At 58.5% G+C, this 12,898-nt stretch carries 9 protein-coding genes; 6 read left to right on the top strand and 3 right to left on the bottom strand.

What is annotated here, in order from left to right; all coding sequences use genetic code 11:
- Positions 1-11: 11 nt before the first annotated feature.
- The 6 genes from infB (at position 12) to GIW48_RS20810 (ending at position 7,589) form a co-directional block, all read left to right on the top strand.
- Complete coding sequence (gene infB, locus GIW48_RS20785) at positions 12-2,531, top strand: translation initiation factor IF-2 (RefSeq protein ID WP_017139249.1); 2,520 nt, start codon at positions 12-14, stop codon at positions 2,529-2,531.
- A gap of 159 nt (positions 2,532-2,690) precedes the next feature.
- Positions 2,691-3,086 (top strand): 30S ribosome-binding factor RbfA, encoded by a 396-nt coding sequence (rbfA, locus tag GIW48_RS20790; protein WP_003176137.1) that lies wholly within the window; start codon positions 2,691-2,693, stop codon positions 3,084-3,086.
- Positions 3,087-3,089: 3 nt separating this feature from the next.
- Positions 3,090-4,007, top strand: coding sequence for a tRNA pseudouridine(55) synthase TruB (gene truB / locus GIW48_RS20795; RefSeq protein WP_017139248.1), 918 nt, complete (start codon positions 3,090-3,092; stop codon positions 4,005-4,007).
- Between the two features lie 115 nt (positions 4,008-4,122).
- Complete coding sequence (gene rpsO, locus GIW48_RS20800; RefSeq protein ID WP_003176135.1) at positions 4,123-4,392, top strand: 30S ribosomal protein S15; 270 nt, start codon at positions 4,123-4,125, stop codon at positions 4,390-4,392.
- A 195-nt stretch (positions 4,393-4,587) separates the two neighbouring features.
- Complete coding sequence (gene pnp, locus GIW48_RS20805; protein ID WP_017139247.1) at positions 4,588-6,693, top strand: polyribonucleotide nucleotidyltransferase; 2,106 nt, start codon at positions 4,588-4,590, stop codon at positions 6,691-6,693.
- 296 nt (positions 6,694-6,989) lie between these two features.
- Positions 6,990-7,589: a BON domain-containing protein gene (locus tag GIW48_RS20810; RefSeq protein WP_017139246.1), complete on the top strand. Its 600-nt coding sequence runs from the start codon at positions 6,990-6,992 to the stop codon at positions 7,587-7,589.
- A 337-nt stretch (positions 7,590-7,926) separates the two neighbouring features.
- On the opposite strand, the gene GIW48_RS20815 is transcribed toward GIW48_RS20810, so the two are convergent.
- The 3 genes from GIW48_RS20815 to GIW48_RS20825 all read right to left on the bottom strand — a co-directional run bounded on the left by GIW48_RS20815 (position 7,927) and on the right by GIW48_RS20825 (position 12,890).
- Positions 7,927-10,860, bottom strand: coding sequence for a DUF748 domain-containing protein (locus tag GIW48_RS20815; protein WP_236460800.1), 2,934 nt, complete (start codon positions 10,858-10,860; stop codon positions 7,927-7,929).
- A gap of 87 nt (positions 10,861-10,947) precedes the next feature.
- The gene (locus GIW48_RS20820; RefSeq protein ID WP_170038181.1) at positions 10,948-11,964 is read right to left on the bottom strand and encodes a class I SAM-dependent rRNA methyltransferase; all 1,017 of its coding nucleotides are present in this window, start codon (positions 11,962-11,964) and stop codon (positions 10,948-10,950) included.
- 56 nt (positions 11,965-12,020) lie between these two features.
- On the bottom strand, positions 12,021-12,890 hold the full coding sequence (locus GIW48_RS20825; protein WP_099547641.1) for an oxygenase MpaB family protein: 870 nt from the start codon (positions 12,888-12,890) through the stop codon (positions 12,021-12,023).
- Positions 12,891-12,898: the final 8 nt, after the last annotated feature.

Genomic DNA, 12,898 nt, shown 5'->3' on the forward strand with positions numbered 1-12,898 from the left:
GAGAGAAGTGCATGACGCAAGTCACGGTGAAACAACTGGCCGATGAGGTCAAAACACCGGTAGAGCGCCTGTTGCAGCAGATGCGTGAGGCAGGTCTGCCGCACACCGCCGCCGATGAAGGTGTGAGCGATAGTGAGAAGCAGTCTTTGCTGACTCACTTGAAGAGCAGCCACAAGGCGAAAGTGGAAGAACCGCGCAAGATTACATTGCAGCGCAAAACCACCAGCACCCTGCGTGTTGCTGGTAGCAAAAGCATCAGCGTTGAAGTGCGCAAGAAGAAAGTCTTCGTACAGCGCAGCCCGGAAGAAATCGAAGCCGAGCGCAAGCGCGAGCTGGAAGAACGTCGCGCAGTAGAAAATGCTGCTCGTCAGAAGGCTGAAGAAGAAGCCAAGCGTCGCGCCGAAGAAGAAGCGCGTCGCCAGCCTGCTGCTGCGCAACCTGCTGCCACTGAAGCAGCCGCTGCGCCTAGCGCGCCAGTTGAAGCTGTGCGTGAGGCCGCCCCGGTTGCCGCAGCTCCCGCAGCTGACGCTCGCAAGCGCGACGAACCTCGTCGTCCGGACAAACCACGTGCCGACGATAACAATCGTCGCGGTGGTGGTGGCGATGGTGAGCGTAAAAACGCTCCGCATCGTGCTTCGGTCAAAGAGAAAGCGCCTGCTCCACGCGTTGCCCCACGTACTACCGACGAAGAAAGCGATGGCTTCCGTCGTGGTGGTCGCGGCAAGGCCAAGCTGAAAAAACGCAACGCCCACGGTTTCCAGAGCCCAACCGGCCCTGTCGTGCGTGAAGTGAAGATCGGCGAGACCATCACTGTTGGCGATCTCGCCCAGCAGATGTCGGTCAAGGCAGCTGAAATCATCAAGTTCATGTTCAAGCTGGGCACTCCAGCCACCATCAACCAGGTACTGGACCAGGAAACTGCCCAGCTGGTTGCTGAAGAGCTGGGCCACAAAGTGACCCTGGTCAGCGACACCGCCCTGGAAGATTCCCTGGCTGAGTCCCTGAAGTTTGAAGGTGAGGCTGTTTCCCGTGCACCGGTTGTGACCGTAATGGGCCACGTTGACCACGGTAAAACTTCCCTGCTCGACTACATCCGTCGTGCCAAGGTTGCTGCAGGCGAAGCCGGCGGCATTACCCAGCACATCGGCGCGTACCACGTTGAAACCGAGCGTGGCATGGTGACTTTCCTCGACACCCCTGGTCACGCTGCGTTTACCGCAATGCGTGCCCGTGGTGCCAAGGCTACCGACATCGTGATCCTGGTAGTTGCAGCGGACGACGGCGTGATGCCGCAAACCATCGAAGCCGTTCAGCACGCGAAAGCGGCTGGCGTACCGCTGGTGGTTGCAGTGAACAAAATCGACAAGCCGGGCGCTGATCTCGATCGCATCCGTAGCGAACTGTCGGTTCACGGCGTGACTTCTGAAGAGTGGGGTGGCGAGACGCCATTCGTGTCGGTATCCGCAAAAATGGGTACTGGCGTTGACGAACTGCTCGAAGCTGTTCTGTTGCAAGCCGAAGTACTTGAGTTGACCGCTACTCCATCGGCCCCTGGTCGTGGTGTTGTGGTGGAATCGCGTCTGGACAAGGGCCGTGGCCCGGTTGCGACCGTTCTGGTTCAAGACGGTACCCTGCGCCAAGGCGACATGGTGCTCGTTGGTTCGAACTACGGCCGTGTACGTGCCATGCTCGACGAGAACGGCAAGCCAATCAAGGAAGCCGGCCCGGCTATCCCGGTCGAGATCCTCGGCCTGGACGGTACCCCGGACGCTGGCGACGAGATGAGCGTAGTTGCCGACGAGAAGAAAGCCCGTGAAGTGGCTCTGTTCCGTCAAGGCAAGTTCCGCGAAGTCAAGCTGGCCCGTGCTCACGCAGGCAAGCTGGAAAACATCTTCGAGAACATGGGCCAGGAAGAGAAGAAGACGCTTAACATCGTCCTCAAATCTGACGTTCGTGGCTCCCTCGAAGCGTTGAACGGCGCCTTGAACGGCCTGGGTAACGACGAAGTGCAAGTGCGCGTTGTGGGTGGCGGTGTCGGTGGTATCACCGAATCCGACGCCAACCTGGCACTGGCTTCCAACGCTGTACTGTTCGGCTTCAACGTGCGTGCCGATGCTGGCGCTCGCAAGATCGTCGAGCAGGAAGGCCTGGACATGCGTTACTACAACGTCATCTACGACATCATCGAAGACGTCAAGAAAGCCCTTACCGGCATGCTTGGCAGCGATGTCCGGGAGAACATCCTGGGTGTTGCCGAGGTGCGTGACGTGTTCCGCTCGCCGAAATTCGGTGCGATCGCCGGTTGCATGGTTATCGAAGGTACTGTGTACCGTAACCGTCCGATCCGTGTACTGCGTGAAGACATCGTTATCTTCGAAGGCGAGCTGGAATCCCTGCGCCGCTTCAAGGATGACGCTTCCGAAGTACGTGCCGGCATGGAATGCGGTATCGGCGTCAAGAGCTACAACGACGTCAAGGCTGGCGACAAGATCGAAGTCTACGAGAAGGTCCAGGTTGCTCGCAGCCTCTAACTCGCGCACTTCCGGAGCCACGCCGCGTGTGGGCATGCAAATGCCCCGCGCAGCGTACGGACTCTAAACGCAACGCCCGGTCTGGCTTTTGTCAGGCCGGGCGTTTGCCGCTTTCAGACCCCACGGGTTTCACCGTGTGGCAGTAACAGGTAACAAGACATGGCAAAAGAATACAGCCGTACCCAACGTATCGGCGATCAGATGCAGCGTGAGCTGGCCCAACTGATCCGTCGCGAAGTCAAAGACCCGCGCGTTGGCCTAGTCACCATCACCGCCGTTGAAGTGAGCCGTGACGTGGGTCACGCCAAGATCTTCATCACCGTGATGGGGCAGGACAACAGCGAAGAAATCGCGCAAAGCATCAAGGTGCTCAACTCGGCTGCAGGCTTCCTGCGCATGCAGTTGGCCCGTGAAATGAAGCTGCGCAGTGTTCCCCAGTTGCACTTCCACTACGACGAAAGCGTCGTGCGTGGTGCGCACCTGTCGGCATTGATCGAGCGCGCTGTGGCTGAAGACAGCCAGCACCCGTCCACACCTGAAGACGCCAAGGAGTAAGCGGTGGCTCAGGTCAAACGTATCCGTCGCAACGTCAGCGGCATCATTCTGCTCGACAAGCCCATTGGCTTTACCTCCAATGCCGCGCTGCAGAAGGTTCGCTGGCTGCTCAATGCCGAGAAGGCCGGGCACACCGGCAGCCTCGACCCATTGGCCACCGGTGTACTGCCGTTGTGCTTTGGCGAGGCCACCAAGTTCTCGCAATACCTGCTCGATTCCGACAAGGGTTACGAAACCCTCATGCAACTGGGCAAGACCACCACCACGGCCGATGCCGAAGGTGATGTTCTGCAGGTTCGCGACGTGACCGTTGGTCGTGCTGATATCGAGGCCGTTTTACCCGCTTTTCGTGGGCAAATCAGTCAGATACCGCCGATGTACTCGGCGCTCAAGCGTGATGGCCAGCCTCTTTACAAGCTGGCACGTGCGGGCGAAGTAGTGGAGCGTGAACCGCGTTCTGTTACTATTGCGCGGCTTGAATTGCTCGCCAGTGAAGGCGACACCGCACGATTGTCGGTGGACTGCAGCAAAGGCACCTATATTCGTACACTGGTGGAAGATATCGGTGAGCAACTGGGCTGTGGTGCATACGTTGCAGAGCTGCGACGTACTCAAGCCGGACCTTTCACCCTGGCCCAGACGGTCACGCTGGAAGAGTTGGAAGCGGTACATGCCGAAGGCGGCAATGAAGCGGTTGATCGCTTCCTGATGCCCTCGGACAGCGGTTTGCTGGATTGGCCATTGCTGCACTTCTCGGAGCACAGCGCGTTCTACTGGCTAAACGGTCAGCCGGTACGTGCCCCGGACGCTCCGAAGTTCGGTATGGTGCGGGTACAGGATCATAACGGTCGCTTTATCGGTATCGGTGAAGTGAGCGAAGACGGGCGTATAGCGCCGCGTCGACTGATTCGGTCAGAATGACCGAACGAGTGTGGCTGTTAACAGGCACGGTCAACACTCATTTTTAGATACAGGGATTTGTCCCTGGCCTGTTGAAACTGCCCTTTGGGTGGTTTCCTGAAAAAAGGATTGCCTCATGGCTCTCGACGTTCAAGAAAAAGCACAAATCGTTGCTGACTATCAGCAAGCTGTTGGTGACACTGGTTCGCCAGAAGTGCAAGTTGCACTGCTGACCCACAACATCAACAAGCTGCAAGGTCACTTCAAGGCCAACGGTAAAGATCACCACTCCCGTCGTGGTCTGATCCGCATGGTAAACCAGCGCCGTAAGCTGCTGGACTACCTGAAAGGCAAGGATCTGGGTCGTTATCAGGCTCTGATCGGTCGCCTGGGTCTGCGTCGCTAATAAGCGATTGCGCTAGAGGTTGGTTGTCTGCCGTGTGTCAGTGGGATTTCCGCTGGCCCATGGCAGGCTCCCAGCCTCAAGTTTTATCTGGATACACGTTTTACCCTGGACGAGCGTCGGGCCGATTCCCGGCATTGCCCAAGAATTTCGCAAGAAGACAAGTTCCCCCAAGAGCCACAAAGAAGGTAGGACACCGTGAACCCGGTTATCAAAAAATTCCAGTTCGGTCAGTCGACCGTTACCCTCGAGACAGGCCGTATCGCCCGTCAAGCCTCCGGCGCAGTGCTGGTTACCGTTGACGACGACGTTACCGTATTGGTGACCGTTGTTGGCGCAAAGACCGCAGACCCGAGCAAAGGCTTTTTCCCTCTGTCCGTTCACTACCAGGAAAAGACTTACGCTGCCGGTAAGATCCCTGGCGGTTTCTTCAAGCGTGAAGGCCGTCCTTCCGAGAAAGAAACCCTGACTTCCCGACTGATCGACCGTCCGATCCGTCCGCTGTTCCCAGAAGGCTTCATGAACGAAGTGCAGGTTGTCTGCACCGTCGTTTCCACCAGCAAGAAGACCGATCCGGACATCGCTGCGATGATCGGTACCTCGGCTGCCCTGGCCATCTCCGGCATTCCTTTCGATGGCCCGATTGGCGCTGCGCGCGTTGCTTTCCATGAAAGCACCGGCTACCTGCTGAACCCGACTTACGAGCAACAGAAAGCGTCGAGCCTGGACATGGTCGTTGCCGGTACCTCTGAAGCCGTATTGATGGTTGAATCGGAAGCCAAAGAGCTGACCGAAGACCAGATGCTGGGCGCTGTACTGTTTGCTCACGACGAGTTCCAGTCCGTGATCAAGGCCGTTAAAGAACTGGCTGCCGAAGCTGCCAAGCCAACGTGGGCCTGGGCTCCACAGGCTGAAGCGACTGAACTGCTGGGCGCTATCCGCTCCGAGTTCGGTGCTGCCATCTCCGACGCCTACACCATCACCGTCAAGGCCGACCGTTACGCGCGCCTGGGCGAGCTGAAGGATCAGGTTGTAGCCAAGCTGTCCGGTGAAGAAGGCCAGCCTTCTTCCAGCGAAGTCAAAGCGGCCTTCGGTGAAATCGAATACCGCACCGTTCGCGAAAACATCGTTAACGGCAAGCCACGTATCGACGGTCGCGACACTCGCACCGTGCGCCCACTGAACATCGAAGTCGGCGTTCTGCCGAAGACTCACGGTTCGGCGCTGTTCACCCGTGGCGAAACCCAGGCTCTGGTCGTTGCAACACTGGGTACTGCCCGTGATGCACAGCTGCTGGACACCCTGGAAGGCGAGAAAAAAGACCCGTTCATGCTGCACTACAACTTCCCTCCGTTCTCGGTGGGCGAGTGTGGTCGCATGGGTGGCGCTGGTCGTCGCGAAATCGGTCACGGCCGCCTGGCTCGTCGTTCGATCTCCGCGATGCTGCCTGCTGCTGACGTGTTCCCGTACACCATCCGTGTTGTGTCGGAAATCACCGAGTCCAACGGTTCCAGCTCCATGGCTTCCGTTTGCGGTGCTTCCCTGGCACTGATGGACGCTGGTGTACCGATGAAGGCACCGGTTGCCGGTATCGCCATGGGCTTGGTTAAAGAAGGCGAGAAGTTCGCCATCCTGACCGACATCCTGGGCGACGAAGACCACCTGGGCGACATGGACTTCAAAGTAGCCGGTACCGCCAAAGGTGTTACCGCGCTGCAGATGGACATCAAGATCAAGGGCATCACCGAAGAAATCATGGAAATCGCCCTGGGCCAAGCCCTGGAAGCGCGCCTGAACATCCTCGGTCAGATGAACCAGATCATTGGTCAGTCGCGCACCGAACTGTCGGAAAATGCTCCGACCATGATCGCGATGAAAATCGACACCGACAAAATCCGTGATGTTATCGGTAAAGGCGGCGCGACCATCCGTGCGATCTGTGAAGAAACCAAGGCTTCGATCGATATCGAAGACGACGGCTCGATCAAGATCTTCGGCGAAACCAAGGAAGCTGCTGAAGCTGCACGTCAGCGCGTTCTGGGCATCACCGCTGAAGCCGAGATCGGCAAGATCTACGTGGGTAAGGTTGAGCGCATCGTCGACTTCGGCGCATTCGTCAACATCCTGCCGGGCAAAGACGGTCTGGTGCACATCTCCATGCTGAGTGACGCTCGCGTTGAGAAAGTGACCGACATTCTCAAAGAAGGCCAGGAAGTGGAAGTGCTGGTACTGGACGTGGACAACCGCGGCCGTATCAAGCTGTCCATCAAGGACGTAGCAGCAGCCAAGGCTTCGGGCGTTTAATCACCCGCAGGCTTTACGCTGAAAAAGAGGACTCTTCGGAGTCCTTTTTTTATGCCCACAGGAAAGTAGCGGGAAATCAGTCGCTTAGTAAACTCTAAAAGCCGCAACTTGCATGCAGGCACGATCGACTTCATGCAAGTTGCACGATTTCGAAAATTGCCTGTTTTTATAAGTTGTTGTTTATAAAGGGGTTATTCCGATTTCGCGACTTGGCACACTGCCTGCAATAACCCTGTTAACGCTGCAGCATCAAGGTTTACACGCTGCAGACTTTTAATAAAACAGGAGTTACTCGTATGAAGAAGTTCGCTCTCGCTACTGCTACCGCTCTGACTCTGGCCATGGGTGCTAACGTAGCCTTTGCTCAGACTTCCCAAGCCCCAATGACCCTGGCGGCCGGTGAAATGACCAAGGCTAAAGAGTCCACTTCGGACACTTGGATCACCACCAAAGTAAAAGCTGATCTGCTGACCGAGAAAGGCATTCCTGGTTCGGACATCAAGGTTGAAACCAACAAAGGCGTGGTTTCCCTGTCCTCCACCGTCGCTATCTCTGATTCCCAGAAAGCCACGGCTGTAGCGATCACCAAGAAAATCAAAGGTGTTACCGCTGTTTCTGCTGACGGCCTGATGGCTGGCGGCGTAGCTAAAGCCGACAACGTCGACAAAGCCAAGACCAGCACTTCGGACACCTGGATCACCACTAAAGTGAAATCCGATCTGGTTACTGAGAAAGGCATTCCTGGTACCGACATCAAAGTCGAAACCAACCACGGTGTAGTGTCGCTGTCGTCGACTGCTGCTGTGACCCAGTCTCAGAAAGACACCGCAGTTGCGATCACCAAGAAAATCAAAGGCGTTAAATCTGTATCGGCTGATGGTCTGACCGTTCAGTAACGCTAAAAGAATCGTCTGAGCTAGACGGCGGCGGCTTAGGGTGAGTTAGTTATCCACCCGATGCACCTCTAAAGTTCATGCGACCGACCACACGGATGTGGTCATTACAGGCCCCGGCACTTGTGTCGGGGCCTGTTCTATTGTGTGGGGAATAGGATTGCGCAGGGCAGCTGACGTTCAACTGTGGGAGCTGGCTTGTGTGGGAGCTGGCTTGCCTGCGATGCAAACACCTCGGTTATTCAGTTAAACCCGGGTGATGCTATCGCAGGCAAGCCAGCTCCCACACAATCTATCTCCCACACAAGCCAGCTCCCACATTTTGATAGGGCCTTAGGGGTTACTCGGCATCCAGATGCATCGGCGTTACCACTCTGCCATCCTTCTCCGCCTGCCCCAGGCTGGCGTCAATGAAGTACACCCGGTCATCTTCCAACTGGCCTTTGTCCACCAGGTAGTCCTTGATAGTGCTGGCACGGTCCTGCCCCAGTTGGCGCAGCAGTACATCACTGGCGCCCCAGAACTTGATCAAGCCATCACGCAGCTTCGCAGTGCGGTCATCGCTGCTCAGGTCTTTCCATTCGGCCGGTGGTTGTTGCTTAAGACGGGTGCGGTAGATGCCTTCGAGCAATGGCGCTTTTTCCTTCTCCGGCACCACCAGCAATGACGCCTGGGCTGGCACCTTGTCGCCGCGACGCTGGAGGATTTTGTAGTAGTTGTACTGGTATTCACGCTCCAGGCGATCTGCGGCGATGAACGGACCATCGCTGCTGGCCGCTGCCGTGCCTTCAATCTCAAGGCGCAGGGTAGGGCGCTCTTTCAGTGCCTTGGCCAAGGTGTTCAGAGCACCCTCGGCCTCTTTGTTCAGTTCGCTGGACCCTGCGGCAAACGACACGTTACCCAGGTCTTCCGAGCCGCCACCGCTGACCAGCCCGCCGATAAACTTGAACGGCGCCGTGGCTGCGCGCACCACCAGGTTGCGCAGGGTCTGCCACACAATCGGCATGACGCTGAACTGCGGGTTATTCAAGTCGCCGGTCACGGGGAGTTCGATGGAGATCTTGCCGTCAGTGTCCTTGAGCAGCGCAATGGCCAGGCGAATCGGCAAATCGACGGCATCGGCACTGTCGACCTTCTCACCCAGTTGCAATTGCTCAACCACCACCTTGTTTTCAGCCTTCAACTGGCCTTTGGTGATCATGTAGTGCAAATCGAGGTTTAGACGGCCTTTGCGAATGCGGAAACCCGCGAACTTGCCGGAATATGGCGTCAACGTGGTCAGTTCGACACGCTTGAAGCTGGTGGCGATATCCAGCGCCGCCATCGGGTCAAACGGGTTGACGCTTCCCTTGATAGTGACCGGCGCGTAGCGATCCACCTTGCCCTTGATGTCGACGCTGGCCGGTTTGGCCTGGCGACTGTCGATAGTGCCAATCTGCCCGTTGAGTTGCTGGATAGCCGTGGCGAAGTTGGGCGTGAGGCTGAAGTCGGCGAAGTTGGCCGAGCCGTCATTGATCGCAATCTGCCCGATATGAATGCCCAATGGCTTGTCTTTGCTCGCCGCCGGTTTGGTTGCCGACTTGGCGCCACTGTCGGCCGGTTGCGGGATCAACAAGTCATCGATGTTGGTGGTGCGGTCATCGTTGATCATAAAGCGCGCATACGGCTGCAGCAGGTTGACCTTGTCGATCGACAGGCTGTCGCCGTGCTGGTAGTTCACACCTTCAAGTACCAGACGCTGCCACTTGAGGAAGTCGCGGGTCTTGAGGGTGTCCAGGGTGTGCAACTGGTCGACCTGAGCGCGGCCGGTGACCTGCAGGGCCAAAGGCTCGGTGCTTTTGAGGTTCACATCGAGGTTGCTGCCCAGCATACCGCTGCGCAACTCCAGGCGAATAAACGGACTGATATAGGATTGCGCGACGCGCAGGTCGATGTCCTGGGTGTTCACTTTCAACTTGGCGCTGACCGGGTTGAGGTTGACCTCGCCGGTTGCGCTGATCTTGCCTTGCTTGCCCAGGCCGGAGTCGACCTTCAGGGTAAAGGGGCTGCGGTTGAGGCTGTCGAAGTTCTGCATATCGACATTCAGCGGGCCTAGCTCCAATGCAACTGCCGGTTTGGCAGCTCGGTCCGCCAGGTGTACTTGATAGTTGCGCAGTTGCACGTCCTTGAGCAGCACTTGCCAGGGTTTGCTCGGTGCGGCAGGTGGGGCGTTTGGCGTATCGGCGGTTGCAGGCGCGCTGGCAGGCTTGAGTTCCTTGGCCGGTTTGCTCGGTTGGCTGGCAAACAGTTTCTGCCAGTCCAGTTGCCCATCGGCTTCGCGGGCGGCCCAGGTTTCCAGTTTGTTGCTGCGGATCTTGCCGACCACCACTTGCTGCTTGGCCAGGTCCACCGTGGTGTCGCTGACGTCCAGGCGCTCCAGGCGCACCAGTGGCCGGCCATCCGGCGCCTTGATCGCAAAGGGCGCGATGCTGGCGGCGGTGTTGGTCAGGTTCAGTTCGGTTTCTTTGGCCAGGCTGAATTTATAGTCGGTGCTGAAGTTCAACACGCCGTCTTCAAGTACCAGCGGCAGGGCATCCCGCACATAGGGCCACCAGGCTTTCATCTTGCCATCGGTGACTTTCAAGGTGCCTTCGGAAGTGATCGGCACCAGGCTGAAATTGCCTTTCCAATCGATCTGACCGCCCTCTGGGCCGGCCGCCACCAGGGTCATGTCGGCATTGTCTTCGGGCAACGTGCTGAGGTTTTTCAGCTCGAAGTCGAGCTTGTCGTAAAGAAATTCGATTGGCTCGCTGGGGCGCAGGTCGCGAAAATACACATAGCCGCCGGCCAGCTTGATGCTGTCGATGCGCAGCGGGAACGGCTTGGCATTCGGGTCGACCGGGGTCGGCTCACTCGGCGGCAGCTTGAACAGCTGCGCCAGGTTCAACTGGCCGGTTTTGTCGAACAGCACTTCGGTCTTCGGCTGGTCCAGTTGTACGTCTGCCAGGTGCAGCGCGCGCGTCCACAGGCTGTCGATCTGCAGGTTGGCGTACAGGCGCTCGAAACCGACTTGCTCCTTACTTGGCTCGCCGAGCTTCAGGCCCCACACCGTCAGTTCCAGGCTGAACGGGTTGAGCTCGATACGCTCGATACGGGCCGGCACCGTGGCGTAATTGGCCAGTTGTTGGTTGGCAATGCGAAGGGCAATGCCCGGCAGAATCAGAAAGCCCAGCAAGCTGTACAGAGCCAGGGCGGTCAACAAGGCGCCAGCGGCGCGGATCAATCCTTTGGGCATGAGTGACGCCATCTATGTAGAACGAGAGTGCCTTGGAGTATGGCACGGGTTTTCGGTTCCGAAGTACTGGACTCCTTGGGAAAAGTACTACAACTGCAGGATCAGTGTTTTTAACGGTGGCTGCTGATCCAGGGACGGGAAGTCAGCCCCAGGCGTCATGATTTGCCACTCGCGTACCGGGCGGCCGGCTTTTTCGGCGCAACGCAGCACCTGCTCACGCCAGTCATCCATGCTGACTTTTGCCAGGTTGTTGCAGCAGATCAACACGCCATTGTCGGCGGTGGTCAGCAGTGCGGGCTTGAGCAGGCTCTGATAATCGCGCAACAGGTCGACGGTGCCGAAAGCACTCTTGGCCCAGGCCGGTGGGTCGAGCAGCACCAGGTCGAACTGGCGCTGCTCAAGGCGTGGATAACTCGGCAGCTTCTGGCCACGACGCTGGGTGATCGGCAAACCGGCCAGTTGGCGAATCGCCGGGAAGTAGTCGGACTGCACGAATTCCATGGTCGGCAAGTGCGGGTTGAGCAGGCCGTTTTCGCGCCCGACCGCCAGGTTGCCTTCGGCGAAGTCCAGGTTGCACACCTCGCTTGCGCCCCCGGCTGCGGCGCTCAAGCCTACGCCACAGGTGTAGGCGAACAGGTTCAGCACGCTTTTGCCGGCGCTGTGGTCCTTGACCCAGCCACGGGTGTTGCGCAGGTCCAGGAACAGCAGCGGGTCTTGCCCGGCATGGCGGCCGCGTACACGGTAGTTGAGGCCCCATTCGTGGCCGACCTGATCTGCCAATGCCGCAGGCTCGGCGCGGTACACCGTGTCTTCACGGTCGATGCGCGAGTTGCCACGGGAGCGGTCGTTGTACACGAGCTGCAATTCCAGCCCCATGAACTGGTTGACCTGTTGATGCAGGTCCAGCAGCTCCTCGGTTTGCAGCGACTGGTGGAAGCTTTGCACCAGCAATTGCGGGCCGTAACGGTCAATGGTCAAGCCGCCGGCGCCTTCCTGGCTGCCATGGAACAGCCGGTAGCAGTCGGTGCCTTGGGCGTGCAACTCGTTGATCAGGTCTTGGCGATGGTTGAGAGCGGCGCGCAGCGCCTGATTCAAGGGAGTCATGGAGCGCGCCTTGCGGGTAAAAGAGGGCGCGAAGTTTAACAGCTATGGGCCGCCGTCTACATCAACCCCATCCGCCGCTGGGCGCGTTGCACCGAACCGTTGCGCATCGCCCAGCGCAGCAAGGGCGCGCTGCGCTTCACACCCGCGCGGATCACCAAGCGTTGCATCGAGCTTTGGTGTTGCCCGAGCATAGCGCTGGCCCAGTCCGGCAACAGGTCGATGCCGGCCTGCATCATCAAGCTGCCAAAGGGTTTGGCCAAGGTGCTGGGCGCAGGTGCATTGACCAGCAGGCGCAGCACTTCGCGGCTGCGATCGTCGCACAGCAGTTGTGGACGAATGCGCGCCAGATAATCGGAAATTTCCTGGCGTGAACGCGGCACGTGGCGTGCGCCCAATCGCTCGGCCACCAAGGCAATTTCACTGTAGTAGCGGTCCTGGTCGCGCCCAGACAGATGCGGGTTGCGATAACGCAGGTGTGCCGCCAGAAAGTTGCTGACCTCCGCCACGTGTACCCACGTCAGCAGCTCCGGGTCACTGGCCGCATAGGCTCGCCCATCCGGCGCATGCCCGACCACTTGCAGGTGGATGGTGCGCACCTTCTCAATCAGCCATTCGGCGTCCTGGCGCGAGCCGAACGTGGTGCCGGAAATAAACTGCGAAGTGCGGCGCAGGCGCCCGAGCATGTCCTGGCGAAAGTTGGAATGGTCCCACACGCCGGCCAGGGCCAGCGGGTGCAAGGCTTGCAGCATCAACGCGCTGATGCCGCCGATCAGCATGCTGCTGAAGTCGCCATGCACCTGCCAGCTCACAGAGTCCGGCCCGAACAGGCCGGGGTCGCCCTTGGGGTTTTCCAGGTCCAGTTGGCCGAGTGACAAGCCGGTGAGGCTCATCAACTGGGTTTCGATACGGCTGCGGATAAATTCCATGGCGACTC

Origin of the sequence: Pseudomonas sp. PA-6-3C, assembly GCF_021605825.1 — a bacterium.
Taxonomy (GTDB): Bacteria; Pseudomonadota; Gammaproteobacteria; order Pseudomonadales; family Pseudomonadaceae; genus Aquipseudomonas; species Aquipseudomonas edaphica.